Below are 19,882 nucleotides of genomic sequence, written 5' to 3'. Positions count from 1 at the left end.
CAAGAACATTGATCCATGTCGTAAGATATGGGGATAACCTTGGAGGTGTTTTTGCGTTGGCAACTAGAGTAAGCTATCCCGTGGAAACGAAGATGAAGGCCATTGAAATGAGATTGGCAGGCGTACCTGTAAAGGAGGTCATGGAACATCTCCACATCCGAAATAAGACACAAGTGAAAACATGGATGAGATGGTATCGCAATGGTGAATTGAATCGGTTAAAGCAACCAGTAGGCAAACCATACAGTTATGGGAAAGGACCTGAGTACAGCACAGAGTTGGAGCAGTTAAAGGCAGAGAACCGTTTCTTAAAACAACAACTGGACGTGTTAAAAAAGTACACAGAGTTGGAGAGGAGGTGTCTGTAAAGATGGTAGTGCAATTGGTCAAGATGCTTCGAGGGATTGTAAGTGTTACTCAAGTTTGTGCTTGGCTCGGCGTTTCTCGTGCAACGTACTATCGCTGGAGCGTGGCGAAGGAGAAGCCGCTGGATCACTTGGTCGAAAAAGTTCGGGAACTCTGTATGCAGCACAAGTTTCGTTATGGCTACAGGAAAATTACTGCTTGGCTGCGTAGAGAGCATACGGTGAACCACAAGCGCATACATCGAATTATGCAGCAGGAGCAGCTGCAATGCCGAGTCAGAGTCAAGAAGCGGAAGACAACAGGTCAGCCAGCGTATGTAGCCGAACATCTCTTAAAGCGTCAATTTCAATCGGATGCACCGATACAAAAGCTTGTAACGGATATTACGTACTTGCCGTTTGGCGGGAAAATGTTGTATCTTTCAAGTATTCTCGATTTGTTCAACGGAGAGATTGTAGCGTGGCGTATATCGGACAAGCAGGATACCGCTTTTGTACTCGATACCCTTCATCAATTGCCTGCTTTGTCAGGAACGATGCTCCACAGCGATCAGGGCAGTGTCTACACGTCACAAGCATACCAGGAAGCTGTCAAAGGAAAGGCATTATCATGAGCATGTCCCGCAAGGGTATGCCCGCTGATAATGCCCCCATCGAATCGTTTCATTCCACACTAAAGTCTGAAACGTTCTACCTCGAAGGTTTAACTCATACAACGACGGCAATCGTTGAACAGACCGTTCGAGACTACATTTCTTACTATAACGCAATTCGGATTCAAACGAAACTAAATAACCAGTCGCCTGTTGAATACAGACGACTGTTCGCATAAATGGAAAGGTGTTTTGATCCCTATCTCACAAACGGAGGTCAGTCCCCATTCCCTCACGGCTCTTTTTTATTTTAGCACAAGTTCCACTTCTGGGACAAGATGGGTCAATGCAACTTTCTGGCCCGATCAGTCATCATCGTCTACACCTTCAATATCGGCCAGTTGGTACCAGTCCCCTTAACCATAAACTGCCCGCGCTGCTGACTGATTCGATCAACCATCCCGATAACCTGCAGCTGCTCCTCTTCATCATAGAGCCGCAACGTGATAATGGTCCGCTGGTTAAGGGATTGAGTTAGCTTACGACCGATATGCTCCAACTCCTGGTCGTCTAGGCTGATCCGTTGCCGGTTATCCTTATTGGCGTTGTGGAAGTTGATCGCAGCCTTATGTTCCGGCAGCATCATGCGGCTGGACTCCCATAGTCCATTGCCTTCTAATTTCTTGCGCATCGCTCATCACCTAAACAGGAACATATGTTCATATGTTTATTATATATCCGACATTGGTTCCTAACAATAGAAAAAAACGCTGACCTATTTTAGGTTAGCGTTTTATCTGAGGTTAAATCAAATATATCCTTGCTTTACCCAGCTTCTACATCTTCAGCTTCTACAGTAACATTATTATTTGCTTTGATAACAACACAAATACAATCCTTCGGCTCGAAGCTATTTGGGGTAAAGATTTTCCCTTCTTTTAGTTCAGTCTTCTGTACTCGTCGGTCATCCACATACCGCTTTGACAATTTTATTGCATCGCTCCTCTTAGCACTATGAGCCAAGACATATATATTTTCGAATCCTTGCGCCAAAGCTTCATTAACACGCTTAATATAAGGGGATAACCCTAATTGATATAATGTATCCGCTCTTGCTAAGATTATTATCTTTAATTTAAAGAGTGACGAGGTAAAATCTAAAGGTACCCTTTCCTCATATTCTCTTGTAGTTATTGTATATAGAAAGTTTATTAAACCTGTAACCTCTTTCTCAGTTATTTCCCCACTAAATACTCTTGGGTATAATTTCAATCCCATCTCATGCAACTCTGGGATGAATATCTGATAAAGCATTGAATTTTGGTCGAGAGTCACTAAATAATCAAATTTAGTTTTCAAATCAGAATCAGCCTTAAAGAGCGGATTAAGTATTTCAGCGTAAAAAGAATTAAGCGAATCTGAGCTATGGCTTTCTAATATCTTTCTAGTCACAATAAGGCTAGTCGTTTCAAAAATTGCTTCAGGTATGTATTGCTTTGAATTTGGTAGAAGCCCTAATCTAACAAAACCAAGAGATGCCAACATAAAAGTCCTATTCTGATCATCGTGGTAATTTAATCTTATAACTACTTTACCATCCTTAATAAATTGATCTCTGTTCGATTCGGTAACCCAATTTATTTCAGGCTCATGTGAAAAAACATCCTTACCCATTTCTTTATTTAATTTACTAACCGATCCTTTAATACCAACCTCGAATCCCTTTTTCACTTTATATTTCCTTGCTTTCTTGAACATATTGAAAATACTGACGAACATCAACAAAAACCTATCAAACGATTCTTTATGAAAAATTCCCCATAGTGCAATTAAAATCAGAACAATGGCTAAAGACCCCAAAGGAGAAAATAAACCAAGGAATTCAAAAGTGTCAATTGCTTTCTGTAGTAGCTCTGGAGTTTCAGGTATATCAGTTGGCTGAGGAACACTCGTTCCTTGTGAAGCAATCAAGATTTTATTACCCCTTTATCTATTAGTGTATGATAACAAGCCCAACTTGTACAACATACATGTATCTCATCTTGATAAGGAAAAACTGACAACATATTCTGTATTGTCACTATTGAACCGCAATTGGTACAAACTATTTCATTCTTTGTCATTTGTTCTAGTAAGCCAATGGATGCCAGAAACATTTCTATATCCTCTTCATAAACGGCCTTCATTTCCAATTTACTCATATAGGACTTTGGTACCTCCTTAGCTAATAGGCCAAAAAAAGTATTTTTAATGCCATTCAATAGATTATTCATATTTCCCTCCATTGTCAATTATTATTAAATCTATTTTTGACCAAGTCACTGCGATTCAATCACTTTCTCATATACATACTTAAGTGCTTCAATTAATATGAGAATAAGCCGACCAAACTCTACCACTACATACCCCAAATTACCCTCATAATTCCCTCAGTTGGCATTCTCAACTTCGATAGAAACTAAGTAAATCTCAACGAAAACTATCAGCGCGCTAAAAAGAATACCTAAAACTCAATGAAGCCCGCAATCACGAACATATTTCATTCTAAGGTATTCACTTAAACCATTCACAACACAACGTAATTGAATTCATGGCCGCACTGCAGTCGAGTCTGGATGCCGATACGCCTTCGAAGATACCAGACGATAAAAAGAAGAAGAAAGCGAAAGAGGGGAACGTGTCGTAAACGTTCCCTCTTTTTCATGAAACCAATAGGCACGCTTGGAGGTATGTAGTAAACTATAGGAGAAATTACCCATTTGAGGAGGAACTAGACTTGAAGAAGAAATTACTCATCACTTTGGCCGCAGGTGCTATTATTCTTACATCTGCCGCTGCAGGTGCATACGGCGCAACGAATCTGCAAGCTATCAAAGCGAACCTAAACTTGGGGATCAAGTTTAAGGTTGATAACAAGGCTTGGGTGCCGAAAGATGCGAATGGCAAAAACCTCTATCCTATCACGTACAATGGAACTACCTATCTCCCAATTAGAACGGCTGGCGAAGCACTTGGTGTTGAGGTCGGCTGGGACGGAGCTAATAACACGGTGTTGTTGGGCGCGGGCGCTGCAGCTATTGAAAGTGGCTCAAGTGGCTCTAATCCTGCAAATAAATTAGAACATACTGATAATGAGTTAACTGTTACCATCGATAAAGTTGTGCAGGATAGTGATTCTTTAAAGCTTTTCGTGACCTATACAAACAACTCTAAAGAATCGAGGTTAAGCACTGAGGGTACAGCTACAATAGTATCGGATGGTAAACAGTACCAATACAACTCAAAATTTAATTTTGAAAGATACTATGAAACTGATGTTGATAAAGCACCCAACTCTATTGAGCCAGGAGTTACAGCAAAATCCGTTATCTTTTTCCCTCCAATCGACAATGTGAAAACAATTAACATTCTTCTGAGACCACATTTTGGTGAGTATCGTTTTAATGATGTCAAAGTGGAGTTAAATTAGAACTAGCATAATGGCCTCCTTCGTTTAAACAAAAAAAGCCCGCGGACCGTAATGGCCTGTGGGCTCAAATATGGATTAGTTTCTTAGTCTTCTGACGTGGATGAAATGGTTTTCCTTTGAATAATTAATTCGGTAAATCGAAATCAGGTACTTTTCATTGCAAATCATTAACTACCCTAAATTCCCTAAGCTCTTTCCCTCGTTTACTGATTTGCTCCTTTATGTAGGGAATGGCAGTTATTGGATGGGTGTAAATGTCTATGCCATTAATAACGAATCTTTTGAATCCATTTTTCGACACTTTGTGTTGCTTACCAGCTCCATCCCAATAAAAAAACTCTTCTATAGATTTTGAAGGGACGCTAAGAACAGTCTTAGATAGTGGAGAAGTTCTTAAGTCTCCCTCTCCTGTTTTTCCTGGAGCTTTCAAAATAACTTCAGACAAATTACTATCATCATCATTCCATACTGATATCCAGTGATCATTAGCCTCTTTGATTTCAGATATTGAAGCGTTTTCCCTCAGTAGCCTACCTTCACTACCTAATTTGACTCTAAGGTGACTCACTCTGTGCATATTAAATAGTGTTAGCATTTCATCCTCACTGTATTCTTTTTCGGTCAAAACCAAGTTTAACTCTTGATTATAAGTCTCTCTAAAGGTGGTATTTAGAATTCTATTAAGTCGCGCCCTTGTAATATCTTTATCTAGGTTAGGAGAAGAATAGTCGCGTATTTGTAACAATAACAACTTATCATTTAAGTTAATAGAAAAAAACGTATGAACAGTAGGGGTGTCGTCTGGTGGGTATAGAACTTTTTCATCATCAAAAGACTCTGTAAGCGGCGGATATTCCTGACATAAACTACCGGTAATAACTCCATCTTCCTCTTGTATTTCAGATGTGATACAATACGACAGATCCCTTTCTTCTTGCTGAATAGGAAATGTTTTAAAACTCTCGAGAAAAACCTTGGATTTCCCCATCAAATCTTCAGGAGTAACAATTTGGTAAACTACAAAATCCATTGACGGCATAAAGGCCCACCTTTCAAGTATGATTAGTAAAATCATACCATACTAAGCAGGCCTTGGGTCACATTATTTTCAACAAAGTGACAAATTACCCGAATCGGTCCAAAAAGCTTCTCCTCCATCGATTTCAATCCTAACGTTACTTCCTTTTAAATCAACAATTTTTGCAGTTTGTCCTACATATTGTTCCTCTGATGAATCGATGATTTCCACCCAATCATTTACTGCCATCTGTACTTCTCCTCCTTCATTTACTTTCTCTTTATTCATTTTATCACCTCTTATTCCAAAATGTATATATATTCCCAATATATTATGCCCATAAAAATAACTTTTGACTTCCAGTTTCTCTGTGTCTACTTATGATTCACTGTCTGCTTAACAAGTTGATGCGTCAACACAGTCGCGCCAGTCACAAGCACACCTTGGATAGCGCCTTGCAGCATGTCTCCCGTAAATAGTACCGCCCGTAATAGTTGGGACGAAAGAGAGGCCGCTTGGCCTCTCTTTTTTTGTCTACTGCGGCGGTTGTCCATAAAAAACAACAACACTTGAAGCCCTTTCGCCTCCACTTCAGAGTACGAAAGGGCTTTTAAGTTTGACATTTGATCATGCATTCCTGTCATTGTGCCGCCATTGTAAGACTGCCATAGGCAATAAGCGACGCTGGCAACGTCAGGAGAGGCTGCTGCGGACATGCGGGCTTGATGCCGGTCAATCCTCAGCCGGAGGTGCTCCAGTGTCAGAGTTCAATCGAGTAGGAGGGGGCGGTAAGCCCCCGTCCTCTCACGCCACCGTACGTACCGTTCGGTATACGGCGGTTCATGTCATATTCCGCAATTGATTGTATCGGTCCGTAAGACTTCTCAGACCAAGAGACAGCCAATCATGGTTATCTAGTGATCGGTGGAGAATTGGACTACACGCGATACGCCAATATTTCTTCCTCGAATTTCCCCATTCGTATGCCCTTTGTTTTGGGACCCCCAGCGACAGCAGGTTTCTCGCCTTTGTCTTTGGTAGCTTCCATTGTTTCCAAACACACATCCGAAGTCTTCTTCTTGTCCATTCGTCCAACTCTTGGAATATGTTTTTCGTATCAACAAGTGCGTAATAGCCACTCCAGCCCGTCAGATATTGATTCAGTTCCTTTATTCGCATCTCGATCGGGGTCCCTTTGCTGCGTGAGGTGATCGTTTTGATCTTTGCCTTCACACGCTCCAAGGATGATTTCGCGATCTTTACCCTTGGATTCTTCTTATCCCAACTGAATGTAAACCCTAGAAACTTCCGTTTCCATGGGCGGTCTACCGCACTCTTCTCTCGATTGACTCTCAGTTTCAGTTTCCCTTCAATAAATGCGGTCATGGATTTCATCACGCGATGCCCTGCCTTCCACGTTTTCACGTAAATGTTACAGTCATCAGCATATCTTACGAAGCGAAGGTTCCTCTTCTCCAGTTCCTTATCTAATTCGTCAAGGACGATATTAGATAACAATGGACTCAGCGGACCTCCTTGCGGCGCTCCTTCCGTTGATGCTTGGACAAGGCCTCCTTCCATAACTCCCGCCTGCAAATACATGCGAATGAGCTTCAACACGGTTTTATCTGTTACTCGTTCCGCTAGCTTTGCCAATAGGCGGTCATGATGGATATGGTCAAAGAATTTCTCCAAATCCATGTCTATTACAATACGATGTCCCTCTTGCATGTAGTTACTCGCTTTCCTCACCGCATCATGTCCTCGCCTTTGCGGACGAAATCCATAGCTTTGTTCGGAAAACGTTGGGTCAAATACGGGGTTAATACTTGCGTGATCGCCTGCTGAATGAGGCGGTCTGTCACGGTTGGTATACCTAAGAGCCGAGTTCCACCTTTCGGCTTCGGGATTTCGACCCGACGGACTGGACTAGGCTCATAGGTTCCGTTTCGTATGCTTTCGCCAATCGCTTGCCAGTTTTGTACGATGTGTCTGCGTAAGTCTTTTACCGACATGCCATCTACGCCATGGCTCCCCTTATTCGCTTCGACCCTTGCTAGCGCCGACAGCATATTGCCTCGTGACAGCACTTCCTCGATCATTCTTCGATACACTCCCTTGCGTGAATATCTCTTCTCTTTGTGCCGTTGATGAACTCTGCCCTTTTGAGTACCCTCGCGTATTCACCGCTACTTTCCTCAGATAAGTCCCTTCAAAAAAAAATTGGGATTGTCTGCTTTCCATGCCCATCCTCGAACGCCAAGTCGTTCCGTTCCTATTCCATGTTCAACCCTTCCGCAAGCTGTTGCAATAGCTTGCGTACTATGGCTTCTGCTGACTTCTGTACGTTCAGCTTGCTCTCTCGAGCAGGGTTACGAAGTTTACTTCACTTACCATACAGATCTCCCCAGGTAAGAAAGCTATCTTCCTCTCCATCTATCTGTTTCATTTACTTTCGTACGCCTTCGGCAGTATGGGCTTCGACTTGTTATGCAGTCTCATCCAACGTACGCTAGCCTTTTATGAAGTTCGTGTTCCTCAGACCGGAGATTTGCCGCCGGCTTCCTTCAGATTCCACATCACAATGGACACTCTTGCCTTAAGCTATGGTTACTACTGCCTTCACCATTCGGGACTTGAACCCTAGAGATAGCGCCCATGCTGGGCGCACATAAAAAGGAGGAAGGCTGCTGTGAGCCCTCCTCCTTCAAGACCGCGCTCTGTACCCTCTCGGAAATCAAGCTTGTACGGATACGCTTCCGCCTTGCTCCAGCGACCGTGTGATCGCTTCGAGCACGCGCCCGATAACGATGCCCTGACTTAAATTCCAGGCCCCTCTATCGTTCCCTACAGCCTCGATATCGTGAAGCCACTGCTCCAGCATCGTAAGCGGACGTTCGCTCTCCTGCAGGAGCGGCAGATCCGTCCAGTCTTCGTCGCTCAGCCCTTTGATCCGCGCCGAACCCGCATAACCGCCCCCGGTGAACATGCCCTCTGTCCCGAACAGCTCCAGCGTGAACGGAGATACCGGGGATACGTAGCCCATCTCCACCGTTACAAGCAGTCCATCCTTAAATTCCAGCACGCAGACAGCCGTCTCAGGTGTACGAGAAGCCGAAGCGCCGGCAGACAGGGCCGTGACCGCTACCGGCTGCCCCAGCAGCAGACAAGCCATATAGATGCCGTGCAGCCCGATGTCCGTAAGCAAGCCTGTTGGATCTTCAACAAAATGCGGCGGCAGCATGCCTTTCAGCAGCCCGCCATGGGCATTGCGGATACGCACGCCGGTTAGCCGCCCCAGACGTTCCGAATCCACAATTTGCTTAGCTGCTAGACATACCGGCTTCTGGGCAAGGGGAAGATCAAGAGCGAATGGAACCCCTCCCGCGCGGATTGCCTCCGCCACCCGCTCCGCATCCGTGCCATTCACCGCGATCAGCTTGTCGGCCAGCACTGCTTTGCCCGCTGCCACGGCATCCGCGATTAAAGCGGCTGCGCGATCGGGCGCAGCTGTCACAATGACGCCCGCAATAGCGGGATCGGCGAGCAGCTCCTCATGCGACTTGACTGCAAGATTCAGTCCCTCCGCTGCTGCAACGGCCAGCTCCTGACGGTCATCGCTAATCGATACAAGCTGTGCCTCGCCCTTCCCCGACAGCATAGCCGCATATTCCTTCACATGAAATCCGTTCCAACTGCCTAACACTCCTAATTGAATCATCTCGCCACTCCTTCTATCTTTATAAGCTGACTAGAATAACAGCCGCAACCCCGATCAATGCCCCTGTCCAGCCTGCGGTGGTCAGACGCTCTCCGTACACCGCTCTGGAAGCGAACAGCAACCCGACGATGACGCTTCCGTTGACCGTTGGAAATAAATAAGCTCCGGCAAGCTTCGGCGTTAGCCATACCACCAATCCGTTGCCAATGCCTGTCGTCGCCGCCAGGGCAATGATGACCAGCCACGGGAAGCTGCTAGGCGGTGTATGCCGTAGAGCGATCCTTTGAGCCACCCTCTCTGGGGCTAAGCCCGTTCTCCGCTTCCGCCCTGCAATGATTAGCGCTGCCAGCAGCGCCACAGCAGCAGCCGACAGGAATCCGATGCCGAGAAATGCAGCCGTCTCTCCGCCAACCGCAATCTGCTGAAGCTTGCCGAATACAGACAGCAGCCCGTTCAATACAAATGCACCAAGCGCATAGCCGTACCAGCGTTTCTCAGGACGCGCAGACGCTCCCTTCCTCCCGGCATCCACAACCAGAATGAAATAGAAGGACAACAAGAACAACACAAGGCCGATCGCTTGGAGAAAACTAAGCTGTTCTCCCCATAGCACGCTGCTTGCGGCTACCGGAATGAGCATGCTTGCCGAGAAACAGAATGAAGAATAAGATAACGGCCCGCATGACAACGCCTTGGCGTACAAGATCATCGTCAGGGCGAAGTCGATGCCGTACAGCAGACCCGTCCCGATCGATGCCGGGCTGACTTGCAGACTGCTGTCCGTCAGCGCCCATGCCGCCAGACAACCAGCTGCAACAAGAAACATGTAAGCGGCGTGAACCGTTAATGTATCCTGCCCTCTGCCGCCCAGCCTCTTGAGCAGAAGCGATTGAAGCAAGAACAAGGAAGCTGCCGCAAAAGGCAATAATAAGACCACGGAAACAAACTCCTTCAACTATACATAGATGCTAATCGATAATGGGAAAAGCTGACGGGAACAACACATCGCCGGAACGGCGCTCCTGATCGGTCTCTGTATAGCAGGCTTTATATTTATCGAAGCACTGCTGGGCTTTCTCCCGAAGCTCCTCCGCATCCAGATCCGGCAGCGCAAAGTTTCTCATGACTGTACGCCCGTTAATCACGACGTCACGGACATTCGCGCCGGTCGTATTCATAATAAGCGTACGAATCGGGTCCTCAATCGGCGTGACGCGCAGCGAATCCAGCTCAACGACGATGATATCGGCTTTGGCGCCCGGCGCCAGCTTGCCCAGATCATCGCGCCCAAGCGCCCTCGCTCCATTCGTCGTTGCAGCGCGGAACAGATCCGCTTCCGTCGTCTTACGCGCCGCGGCCTCGATTGCCCCGCCATACGGATTGAACAGCTCGCCGCGTTCGATAATTCGCGTCAAGTTCCAAGCGAAGTTAAGGTTCTGGATCATATCGGCCGGATGTGTATCCGTGCCCATCGTCATATTGACGCCAGCCGCAAGGTAGTGGCTGAACGAATAGAGTGCCTGGCCGCCATGCGATTCCGCGATTGGCGTATGAACCACAGAAGTAGCGGAATTCACGAGCAAAGCCAGCTCATCCGTCTTGGGTTTGCCGCTTCCCAGCATCGGTCCGGTCAGGATAGCATGCGGAATAAGCGTTCTGGCGCCCAGGAATTCCAGATGGGCCAAATATTCCATCGGCGAAAGCCCGTACCGTTCCAGCAAATATGCCGCTTCCTGAGGTGATTCCGCGCAATGAAGGCGAATCGGAACCCCTGCGCTGTCGCTGAATGCCTTTGTCTCTTTCAAGACATCCTCCGTCAGATTCGGCAGCTGGCAGGGCGATAGGAATGCTCGGATTAGTCCGTCGAACGAGCCGTCGAAATCTTCCACATACCGGAAAGCATCCCGAACGCTTGCCGGACCTCTGACCGTATCGACCGGAGCATGCGGGGAAGGCGACATTCGGTAACTTGGTCCCAGGTACATGCGCATGCCTAGCTCGGCGGCGATCTCTGCCCCGTCGGCCATTTCCTCGTACGTCTCCGCCCACGCCCGGAATCCGTCGCCAGCAATCGGCATGCCGGTCGTAATGCCATTCATAATAAGCTGGGCATAGGAGAGGCGATGCTTGGTGCGCAGCTCCTCCCGGCTGAACAGCTCGGATCTTCGGAAGGTATCCGGATTGCGCCGATACCGGTCTCCCGGTGTCCTCGGCACCGCGACATCAAGAATGCCGTGGTCGATATCGACCAGCGCATCGAGATCAATGAAGCCGGGGCTGATAATGGCCAGCCCCATATCCCGTTCTTCATCCACGACTCCGGGGTATTGCTTGCCTACGTACAGGATAGTGTCGCCCTCGTAGACGACTTCGCCGTTTCGATAGATGACGTGGTCATTGCCCTCATAGCCGATGACGTAAGCGCCTTTTAGCTTTTTCTTCATGAGCGCAGCCCCATCTCCTGAAGCAGACCGCCCAGATGATTCGTCGCCTGCTGCAGCCGCTGGTCGCGCTGCTCCGCATAGGAAGGTCCCTCGTAAATGGCGGGATCAGGAAGCAAGCCGGCTTGAATGCGCTGCTGGCAGCGCCATGCGTGCCTGACGAGCTCGGCAGTCTCCTCTACCGTCAGATCAGGATGGCTGTTGCGCCACTCTGGCACATACAGATCCAGATGCATGAGGCCTTTATGGTCTTCGATCTGGATATGCAGATCCGGCTGATACGCCGAGATGATCGAGAAGATTTCGCGGAAGTCGATGAAGCCCTCGCCCGCCGGCTTCACTTGCCGGACCAGCCCCCTATCCGAGAAATACAGGATGCAGTCCTTGGCATGCATCTGATGCACGTACGGAGCCGTTCGGCGCGCTACGCTAACCGGGTCCTCCGCACGCGACACGACATTCGCGGTATCGAACGCCACGCCGAGCACATCCTCGCCAACTTCCTCGATCAGACGCAATATTTCAAAGGACGTGATTTCCTCATGCGTCTCCAGGTTGATCCGGGTTCCGGTATCTCTGAGCGCGGGTGCAAGCGATTTCAAAAACCGGGCGGTCGCCTGCAGCTGCTCATCCCATGTCACATCCGTACGGAATCGGTCATAGACGTGATAACCCGAGTGCTGTCCTTTCCAGCCGGCCGTCACCCCGATTAGCTCCTTGGCGCCCATGTATGCCGCCGCTTCAAGCATTTTCTCTACGGCACGCTTGTAATCGCCGCCGCCAATCGTCCATGCCTCTGGCGTTTCATTCGTGTTGAACGGATTGACCCGGCCGATGCCGAAGTCTACATACAAACCCAGCTCTCTTGCACAATCGGCCGCGGCCTTAAGTTCGGAACGATCCAGCGTCGGAGATACGGAAAGCGGCAGCTTGTAATATACGCCGTCGAAGCCATCATGCTTCGCCTTCTGGAGCGCCTGCTCAACAGGCAACTCCTCCTGCAAAAAACCGTGATGCATATCAATGCCTAATTTCATATACGTTCACCTGCCCCAATCCTGTTAATATCAAAATCTTGCAGTCTACGATTCATCGTACAACGAGACTAGGAACGAATCATCGGGAATAGCCGCTGCAGTTGCTCCTCTGTCGGACGGCTGGCGTATGGCGCGAATTCGAATGGCTCCGCATACCGTACTTGCGACGCCCGCTCCTTGCCGTATCCGCGCTCCAGAGCCGGCAGCATCTCTTCGCTTGCATCGAAGAAGGAAGCCCAGCCTGCAAGCAGAAATTGCTTTTTGCCCTCCCAATCCTCTGGAACGGGATGATCTTCGCCCCAGGAGCTGAACTCGTAGAACTGGGTGGCATGGGCATCGCAGGCGAGCAGCTTCTGCTCTACCGCTTCTCCAATGTCTACAACAAGATCGGCTGAATATCGTTCCTTCATGGAGTAGTCCGGCATGAGCAGATAGATCGGATTTTTCTTCAGAATAGGCGTATCCTGAACCGTCAGCGGCACACGGACGAACGGCGCCGCGTCGCCAACGATATGTCCGGCATAGCGGTTGTCAGGATGACGGCCGCCTTCCGGATGGAACGAGATGACCACATCGGCCTGGAAGCGGCGGATCTGGCGAATAACCTCCTGGCGCAGCTCAATGGTTGGAAGCAATTCACCATCGTGGGTATCCAGCACCTCATATTCGACGAGCCCCAGCCGCTGCTTCGCCAGCTCCGCTTCCCCCTTGCGCCGCTCCACCAGTTCGGAACGATCCATGGTTGGATGACCGCAGCAGCCGTCTGTCAGGGACAAAAATTTGACGCGGTGACCCAGAGAGACGAATAGCGCTGCCGTTCCGCCTGCATAGATATCCGGCTCGTCGGGATGCGCCCCTATTACCAAAACGTTCAACACTTCGTTCATTTCACCCATTCCTTTCGCAGAACCACCCTATTACAGGTGTCATAATGGTATGGTTGAGAACAGGGCATCGCATGCCCTGTATCCCGATTACTTCATGGAGTTATTGTAGAGCTCGATCAGCTTCTTCACGCCTTTATTTTCCATATCCTTCACATAGTTGTCCCAATCGGCGTCATTGCCAAGCCGTCCGAATACAAACCCGTCATGCGCTTTTGCATAGCTGTCCTTAAGCGTCGTCAGCAGCATATTCTCTTCTTCCTTCTCGTCTGAAGTAAGCTTCGGAACCTTCACAATTGACGGGAACCAGTTGTTCGCCCGCGCTTCTTCGGTAAGCGACGTTACAAGCGGGTTGTCCAGAACCTTGGTGAACCAGTCGTAGGTGTACAGCATCGTGTAGTTCTGGTTAGAGGCGCCGCTATCCCACAGGGCGCGCTGGATGCTCGTTGCGCCTGTAATTTTGTCCGTGAACTGCTTCTTGCCGTCCACAACGGTGAAGGAGTCGTTCTCCTCGCCCCAAGTAACGATCTCATTGCCTTCGTCGCTGTATAAGTAGTTCACAAATGCAAGCAGCTCTTCAAAATATGGCTTATTGGCCGCCGAAGCCGGAATGACGATGCCATGAGGAATGCGCTGCGTGCTGGCAGCCAGCTTGCCCCCAGGACCTGCAATCGGCGGAATCGGAGTCAGTTCAAAATCCGGGCTGACATTTTTCTTGCCGTCTGCATTAATCTGCGCAAGCTCGCTGATCCACGTATACGTGAATACGCTCTTGCCCGTCACCATCTTCTGCTTCCAAGAATCCAGGCTGGAGGTGAACAGTTCTGGATCAGCCAGCTTCTCGGACACCAGCTTGTTCAGGAACGTCACATATTGCCTGTAATTCTCGCTTGTATAGAGGTACGTATAAGATTGCTTCTGTTCGTCGTAGACAAAGCCGTTATAGGAAGGATCGATGCCCCATGCCGCGCCAGACAAGTTGCGGATATTCTCCGCCCGGACAAGGTTCGCCATCGGGAACGACGCAGGATCCTTTTCCTTCAGCACTTTCAGCACGTTGTACAAGTCATCCATTGTCTCTGGTATGCTAAGGTCATACTTCTTCAGCAAGTCCGTCCGAATGACCGGCGCTGTATTATAGAGAGCCGCCTCGTTCATGACTGGAGCCACATACAGCTTGCCGTCCTTCGTACGCCAGTTGTCGAGCTCATCCTCGATCTCGTATTCTTTGATTTTTTTCTCGAGATTCGGCAGCTTATCCATGTAGTCGCTTAGCGGAAGGAGCACGCCGTTCTGGGCGAATTCCAGCACGATCTCTTGCGTGACTTCCGTTACCAGATCGGGAATGGTACCCGAGCTCAGAACGATCTTGAGCTTATTCTTATAGTCAGGTGAAGGAACGGCCTGCACATCGATCTGCACATTGCCTTTAGTCTGCAATTGCTTGAAGAGCGCCCATTCCTTATTGAACGGATAAGCGGAAGAATCGCTGTACATCATGGACAGTCCAGTCGGACCAGCGGAATCGGAGCTCGGCTCCTTGGATGATTGAGAGCAAGCGCTAATCGGCAGCGCCACAAGCAAAGCCGCCAGCGTCGTCATGACCCCTTTGCGAAATTTCGTATTCATTGGTGAATCCTCCCTTTTTTTGTAGTAGCACAAGTGAGATATGAGATGAATCAGCCCTTGACCGCGCCGAGCATCACCCCCTTGGCAAAATGCTTTTGCGCAAAGGGAAATACGCAGACGACAGGAATCGTCGTGACCATAATAACAGCCGCCTTGAGTGAAGCGGAGGAGAGCGTTGTCAAATCATTCTGACCAATGCCCGACCCCATGGAGGCCAGATCGGCCCCGGCGACAATATTTCTTACGATCATCATAACCGGATGCATATCGCTTGAATTCAAATAGATCATGGAATTGAACCAGTTGTTCCAATAATACACGATCAGGAACATTGTAATCGCCGCAATGACCGGCTTGGATAACGGAATGACGATTTTAAACAAAATTTGCATCGGATTCAAACCGTCGACCATGGCCGCCTCCTCCAGGCTGTCCGGTATCCCCTGGAAAAACGTCATCATAAGCAGCAAGTAATAAGGCGTGATGCAAAATGGAATAACCACGGCCCAGATCGTATCGATTAAGCCCACACTCTTCACCACAAGATACGTCGGAATCAAGCCGCCGCTGAAGAACATCGTGAACATCACGATTAAGACGAAAGCCTTGCGTCCCTTCAGGAACGTTTTGGACAGCGGATACGCGCATATGATCGTCATAAACAATCCGATCGACGTGCCAAGCAGCGTCTGGAAGATGGAGTTTTTGAACCCCTGCAAAATCGTCGGATGATCGAAGATTCTGAGGTAAGCGTCAATATTGAAGCCGATCGGCCAGACGACGACCTTCCCGCCTAATATAGCCGCCGATTCACTGAACGAAACGGAAATAAGATGAATAAACGGAAATGCGATGGCGAGCATGACCAAGCTCAGTATGCAAAAGTTGAAGATCATAAATACGCGATAGCCTTTGCTTTTCCGGTATAACATACGACCCCTCCTTAATAAAGCGATACGCCCGACAGTTTGCGCGAGATATAATTGGCCGCCGAGACAAGCCCGAAGCCGATTAATCCGCCGAACAGGCCTGCTGCTGTCGCGTAGCTGTAGTTGTTGTTCTCAAGTCCCATGCGGAATACAAAGGTATCGATAATATCGCTCGTTGCGGAGTTGCTTGCCGTATAGAGAAGCAATACCTTCTCAAAGCCGAGCGAGAGCAGCGAGCCGAGCGATATAATGAATACAACCGAGATGGTAGGCAAAATCTGCGGAATCGTCACATGGATCGTCTGCTTCCAGCGGCCTGCCCCGTCCAGCTCTGACGCTTCATATAATTGTGTGTCGACTGAAGCCAGCGCCGCTACGAAGATGACGGCATTCCAGCCCATGTACTGCCAAATATCCGAGCTAATATAGATGAAGCGGAACCACTCCGGCTGATTCACGAAGAAGATCGGATCAATGCCAAGCGACCCCAGCACCTTGTTGACGATGCCGTTCGTAGGCGACAGCAGCTCCTTAATTAGTCCGACTACGACAACGATGGAGATGAAATTTGGAAAATACGAGATAATCTGAATGAATCGCTTCAGCCGCGCACCCATGATCTCATTAATCAGCAGCGCAAAAATAATCGGAAGCGGGAAGCTGATGCTGAGGTTCATCACGCTAAGCAAGATCGTATTTTTGAAAGCCAGCCAGAAGTTCGGATCTTCCATGAACATTCGGAAATAGCGTAAGCCTACCCATTCCGTGCCATAAGCCGGTCCGCCCGGCATGTACTTCCGAAAGGCCAGGATATTGCCAAGTATCGGCCCGTAACGGAAGATGGCAAAATAAAGAAGCGGCAATGCCAGCAATACATAATAGTAATAATTTCGTTTCCAGTATGAGCGCCTGGCACGCTTGATGTACGGTACGGGATCATTCGATCGCGGCGATGCGGCGGCGTTGTTCATGTCGTTACTCCCCTTCATGTGCGGTTAATTCGGCCGTCAGGTCCGTGAATCCATCAAACCACATCTCGCGACTCGCCCGTAATAGCCAAGTTCGCTTGCCGGTCACGCTTTTCGCCTTTGCTGTTTTGCAGACGAGCGCAGGCTATTGTCACTCTTTTCGCCCATGTCACAGCATTCGCTACCCCAGCGGTGCGGACAAGTACTATGTCGATGTTGCATATTTCCCCATGTCCCACAATTCTACTTTGTTGCAGAATTCGCACGGCTGTGCATTGCTTTTGTACGGGAGGTTACCTATAATTTGAACCAAACTTGTCTATTCGGATCGACCTGTTCAATCCAACCAGCTACGAGTACAGAATGTCGATGAGGTGAGAACATGCGAAATATCCGTCACAGATGGTCACGGCTCGGCTTCCGGAGTATTTTCTACCGGCTAATCATTTTATTCGTATCGCTGTCCGCCTTCATTCAGATTGCATTGTTTCTGAGCACCAGCATTTCCATGAACTATATGGAAGGGCAGCTCAGGGAGAACTATGACCGCTCCTTGTCCAACCTGTCTTCTACAATGAACAATCTGTTCGACGGCATTTATCAATCGAATTTCCTGCTGGCGCTTGATCCGAACATTCTGAAGGTTATCACGACCCAATATGCGGAGGACGATATCGGCAAATACGCGGATTATTCGCAAGCCGTGCGCTCGCTCTCTCGCATCAAGGCAAGCAGCAACTACATTGACAATGCCTATATCTATAAACGCGATGAATCCGTCATTATTAGTGATAACGGCACCTATGAACCGGGGTCATTCTATGAAAGCGTATACAAAATGGAGCAATATCCGCTGTCCTTCTGGGAAGAATACAAAACAAACCATCATTTATTTACGATTCTGCCTCCTTCCGTCGTCTCGGGCAGCTATAGCAATAGAGGCGAATCGACGATCTCGGTCGTGCAATCGACGGTCGGCGGTCATTACTCCAATAATTTGTACGTCATTAATATGAAAGCAGAGGCTGTCCGCACTTTGCTGCAAAGCTATATGCAGACACCAAACAGCCTGATCATGGTCGCCGATACAGAAGGAAATCTGCTCGCTTCGACCCGAATGATCGATGTGACGATGCAATCCTTTATGAACGAGCTGCTGCTGAATCCGGAGACGAAATTTGACGCCGTGCATGGGGGCGAGAACATGCATATTATCAAGTACACGACCAACTTCTTTTTCCGTGACGTAACGATGGTGGTGGCGGTTCCCCACACGGACCTGACTTCCGCCCTAACCAAGATGAAAAGCTGGAATCTCACGATTACCGGCATTCTGTTTCTTGTTTCTCTGCTGCTGTCGATCTTGTTCAGCCGGCGCTTCTACTCGCCGATCCGCTCGCTGGTACAAACCTTGCAGGGTCCCGGTCCCAAAAAGGATAAATCGCATTCGCCTTTCAACGAGCTGGAATTTCTGAATACGGAAATCAAACGGATTCTGACGGATGTCGATGATCTGAACCGGACCTTGTCCTACTCGCTGCCTATCGCAACCAAGCATTTTTTGGCCAAGGTGCTGCAATCCAACTTTCCGTACGATCATGATGTCATCGATTCGTATTTGAACAAGCTGGATTTCCGGTTCCCGAATTCGTATTTTCAGGTCAGCCTGATTCAGTGTAACTTCCGCAAGCCGTTTTATGATCTGTATTCAGAGAAGTTTCAGAACGAAGCGACGGATACGATATTCCGCATACTGAATGCGTTATTGCCGCAAGAGCATCCCGTCTATATCCTGGAGCTGGATGCCCATATGTTCGCCGTGCTGATCAACCCGGCAACGAAGGATGACTTGGAAGCCTATTCGGCTTACTTCGAGCAAATCGACAGCTTGTTCCGTCAAGACGAAGCCGAGCTGCGCATTCACATTGGCATGGGCCGGGTCTATGAAAATTATACGGGGATGCAATCATCTTATGTAGAAGCCATGAAAGCATTGTGGCAGGTGTCTCCCTTCGATTCCAACCGAATCGTGCAATATTCGGAGTATGAGCCCCATGAGCCACGTTATGTGCTAAGCCGGACGGACGAGAAAATACTGGCCAACCTGCTTGTGGCAGGCAAGCGCGAAGAGTTCAGAGAGCAGCTGGATGGCGTCATATCCGCCAATACGGACCGCTATATGACGGGGACCAACATGAAGCAGCTATTCGTTCACTTGTATCTGATCGGCATCCAAACGTTGAAAAGCAAAAATATCGCCGAAGACCATGAGGAAGAGCTGGATATGACGCAATTCCTGCTCTCAGCAGATGTGGGGTCCACGCAGGAAATGACGGAGCACTTACACCGGTTTTTTGATCGGGTGCTTGAGCTATGCGAGTCGCCTCCTTCGGACGCCTTCAATATTAAGCTGTTCCGAGCCTATCTGGACAACCATTATGCCGAGGAGATTACGCTCGACATTCTGGCGGACAAATACAATACGACACCCAAGTACATGTCGCGGCTTCTCAAGAAGGAGCTGGGCACAACCTTCCACAAGTACTTGCAGCAGCTGCGCATCGACAGAGCCAAGGAGCTGCTTACCTCCTCCTCAGCCCCGATCCATGAGATATGGGAGCAGGTGGGCTTCAACAACCGCAATACCTTTATCCGCACGTTCAAAAATCAGGAAGGCATCTCACCAACCGACTATCGGAGATGCCATCGTCCTGGCGATTAGCGCACCGCTGCGCCAGGTTACGCCACAGCAATGCCATACGCGCAGCAAAAAAGGCCGAGATCAGGGAAGTTTGTTTTCCCTGTCTCGGCCTTTGCTTCTTGGAGCT

Annotated in this window: 16 protein-coding genes and 2 pseudogenes; 3 read left to right on the top strand and 15 right to left on the bottom strand. The window is 48.7% G+C overall.

The genetic code is table 11. From position 1 onward, the window contains the following. Positions 1 to 56: 56 nt before the first annotated feature. A pseudogene (locus AC0YNW_RS03200) lies at positions 57 to 1,197 on the top strand (IS3 family transposase). Between the two features lie 140 nt (positions 1,198 to 1,337). Here the strand turns inward: AC0YNW_RS03200 and AC0YNW_RS03195 are convergent. The 3 genes from AC0YNW_RS03195 to AC0YNW_RS03185 form a co-directional block, all read right to left on the bottom strand. Further along, the gene (locus AC0YNW_RS03195; RefSeq protein WP_475830723.1) at positions 1,338 to 1,649 is read right to left on the bottom strand and encodes a YolD-like family protein; all 312 of its coding nucleotides are present in this window, start codon (positions 1,647 to 1,649) and stop codon (positions 1,338 to 1,340) included. A 134-nt stretch (positions 1,650 to 1,783) separates the two neighbouring features. Then, complete coding sequence (locus AC0YNW_RS03190) at positions 1,784 to 2,929, bottom strand: hypothetical protein (RefSeq protein WP_475830722.1); 1,146 nt, start codon at positions 2,927 to 2,929, stop codon at positions 1,784 to 1,786. After that, positions 2,926 to 3,231 carry a hypothetical protein gene (locus AC0YNW_RS03185; protein WP_475830721.1) on the bottom strand — a complete coding sequence of 102 codons (306 nt, stop codon included), beginning with the start codon at positions 3,229 to 3,231 and terminating at the stop codon, positions 2,926 to 2,928. Before AC0YNW_RS03185 ends, AC0YNW_RS03190 begins: the two co-directional genes overlap by 4 nt. A 503-nt stretch (positions 3,232 to 3,734) precedes the next feature. Here AC0YNW_RS03185 and AC0YNW_RS03180 point away from each other — a divergent pair. Then, a complete protein-coding gene (locus AC0YNW_RS03180; protein WP_475830720.1) occupies positions 3,735 to 4,427 on the top strand; it encodes a stalk domain-containing protein in 693 nt (230 codons plus the stop codon). A gap of 154 nt (positions 4,428 to 4,581) precedes the next feature. Here AC0YNW_RS03180 and AC0YNW_RS03175 read toward each other — a convergent pair whose 3' ends face one another. The 12 genes and pseudogenes from AC0YNW_RS03175 to AC0YNW_RS03120 form a co-directional block, all read right to left on the bottom strand. After that, on the bottom strand, positions 4,582 to 5,466 hold the full coding sequence (locus tag AC0YNW_RS03175; RefSeq protein ID WP_475830719.1) for a hypothetical protein: 885 nt from the start codon (positions 5,464 to 5,466) through the stop codon (positions 4,582 to 4,584). Positions 5,467 to 5,535: 69 nt separating this feature from the next. Further along, positions 5,536 to 5,733 carry a hypothetical protein gene (locus AC0YNW_RS03170; protein WP_475830718.1) on the bottom strand — a complete coding sequence of 66 codons (198 nt, stop codon included), beginning with the start codon at positions 5,731 to 5,733 and terminating at the stop codon, positions 5,536 to 5,538. An 86-nt stretch (positions 5,734 to 5,819) separates the two neighbouring features. After that, positions 5,820 to 6,068: a hypothetical protein gene (locus AC0YNW_RS03165; protein ID WP_475830717.1), complete on the bottom strand. Its 249-nt coding sequence runs from the start codon at positions 6,066 to 6,068 to the stop codon at positions 5,820 to 5,822. Between the two features lie 217 nt (positions 6,069 to 6,285). Further along, a pseudogene (gene ltrA, locus AC0YNW_RS03160) lies at positions 6,286 to 7,547 on the bottom strand (group II intron reverse transcriptase/maturase). 635 nt (positions 7,548 to 8,182) lie between these two features. Continuing rightward, complete coding sequence (locus tag AC0YNW_RS03155; protein ID WP_475830716.1) at positions 8,183 to 9,166, bottom strand: Gfo/Idh/MocA family oxidoreductase; 984 nt, start codon at positions 9,164 to 9,166, stop codon at positions 8,183 to 8,185. A 19-nt stretch (positions 9,167 to 9,185) separates the two neighbouring features. Next, positions 9,186 to 10,103, bottom strand: coding sequence for a hypothetical protein (locus AC0YNW_RS03150; protein WP_475830715.1), 918 nt, complete (start codon positions 10,101 to 10,103; stop codon positions 9,186 to 9,188). 31 nt (positions 10,104 to 10,134) lie between these two features. After that, entirely contained in the window at positions 10,135 to 11,610 is a 1,476-nt protein-coding gene (locus AC0YNW_RS03145) for a chlorohydrolase family protein (RefSeq protein WP_475830714.1), read from the bottom strand. Next, on the bottom strand, positions 11,607 to 12,644 hold the full coding sequence (locus AC0YNW_RS03140) for a sugar phosphate isomerase/epimerase family protein (RefSeq protein WP_475830713.1): 1,038 nt from the start codon (positions 12,642 to 12,644) through the stop codon (positions 11,607 to 11,609). Before AC0YNW_RS03140 ends, AC0YNW_RS03145 begins: the two co-directional genes overlap by 4 nt. A 68-nt stretch (positions 12,645 to 12,712) precedes the next feature. Then, on the bottom strand, positions 12,713 to 13,531 hold the full coding sequence (locus tag AC0YNW_RS03135) for a PIG-L deacetylase family protein (protein ID WP_475830712.1): 819 nt from the start codon (positions 13,529 to 13,531) through the stop codon (positions 12,713 to 12,715). Positions 13,532 to 13,618: 87 nt separating this feature from the next. After that, complete coding sequence (locus AC0YNW_RS03130) at positions 13,619 to 15,157, bottom strand: extracellular solute-binding protein (RefSeq protein WP_475830711.1); 1,539 nt, start codon at positions 15,155 to 15,157, stop codon at positions 13,619 to 13,621. 50 nt (positions 15,158 to 15,207) lie between these two features. After that, on the bottom strand, positions 15,208 to 16,089 hold the full coding sequence (locus tag AC0YNW_RS03125; protein ID WP_475830710.1) for a carbohydrate ABC transporter permease: 882 nt from the start codon (positions 16,087 to 16,089) through the stop codon (positions 15,208 to 15,210). A gap of 11 nt (positions 16,090 to 16,100) precedes the next feature. Then, positions 16,101 to 17,057, bottom strand: coding sequence for an ABC transporter permease (locus AC0YNW_RS03120; protein WP_475830709.1), 957 nt, complete (start codon positions 17,055 to 17,057; stop codon positions 16,101 to 16,103). A gap of 379 nt (positions 17,058 to 17,436) precedes the next feature. Between AC0YNW_RS03120 and AC0YNW_RS03115 the strand changes: the two genes are divergently transcribed. Next, the gene (locus AC0YNW_RS03115; protein ID WP_475830708.1) at positions 17,437 to 19,776 is read left to right on the top strand and encodes a helix-turn-helix domain-containing protein; all 2,340 of its coding nucleotides are present in this window, start codon (positions 17,437 to 17,439) and stop codon (positions 19,774 to 19,776) included. Positions 19,777 to 19,882: the final 106 nt, after the last annotated feature.

Source organism: Paenibacillus sp. J31R120 (genome assembly GCF_056269225.1).
Note: the sequence above shows the minus strand (reverse complement) of the source record. Positions and strands in the feature narration are given on the sequence as shown.

Excerpts from the sequence above, each read along its gene's own strand:
- AC0YNW_RS03170 (WP_475830718.1), bottom strand. The coding sequence starts at position 5,733 with ATGAATAAAGAGAAAGTAAATGAAGGAGGAGAAGTACAGATGGCAGTA.
- AC0YNW_RS03145 (WP_475830714.1), bottom strand. The coding sequence starts at position 11,610 with ATGAAGAAAAAGCTAAAAGGCGCTTACGTCATCGGCTATGAGGGCAAT.
- AC0YNW_RS03165 (WP_475830717.1), bottom strand. The coding sequence starts at position 6,068 with ATGTCAAACTTAAAAGCCCTTTCGTACTCTGAAGTGGAGGCGAAAGGG.
- AC0YNW_RS03140 (WP_475830713.1), bottom strand. The coding sequence starts at position 12,644 with ATGAAATTAGGCATTGATATGCATCACGGTTTTTTGCAGGAGGAGTTG.
- AC0YNW_RS03125 (WP_475830710.1), bottom strand. The coding sequence starts at position 16,089 with ATGTTATACCGGAAAAGCAAAGGCTATCGCGTATTTATGATCTTCAAC.
- AC0YNW_RS03195 (WP_475830723.1), bottom strand. The coding sequence starts at position 1,649 with ATGCGCAAGAAATTAGAAGGCAATGGACTATGGGAGTCCAGCCGCATG.
- AC0YNW_RS03115 (WP_475830708.1), top strand. The coding sequence starts at position 17,437 with ATGCGAAATATCCGTCACAGATGGTCACGGCTCGGCTTCCGGAGTATT.
- AC0YNW_RS03185 (WP_475830721.1), bottom strand. The coding sequence starts at position 3,231 with ATGAATAATCTATTGAATGGCATTAAAAATACTTTTTTTGGCCTATTA.
- AC0YNW_RS03135 (WP_475830712.1), bottom strand. The coding sequence starts at position 13,531 with ATGAACGAAGTGTTGAACGTTTTGGTAATAGGGGCGCATCCCGACGAG.
- AC0YNW_RS03175 (WP_475830719.1), bottom strand. The coding sequence starts at position 5,466 with ATGCCGTCAATGGATTTTGTAGTTTACCAAATTGTTACTCCTGAAGAT.
- AC0YNW_RS03120 (WP_475830709.1), bottom strand. The coding sequence starts at position 17,057 with ATGAACAACGCCGCCGCATCGCCGCGATCGAATGATCCCGTACCGTAC.
- AC0YNW_RS03130 (WP_475830711.1), bottom strand. The coding sequence starts at position 15,157 with ATGAATACGAAATTTCGCAAAGGGGTCATGACGACGCTGGCGGCTTTG.
- AC0YNW_RS03155 (WP_475830716.1), bottom strand. The coding sequence starts at position 9,166 with ATGATTCAATTAGGAGTGTTAGGCAGTTGGAACGGATTTCATGTGAAG.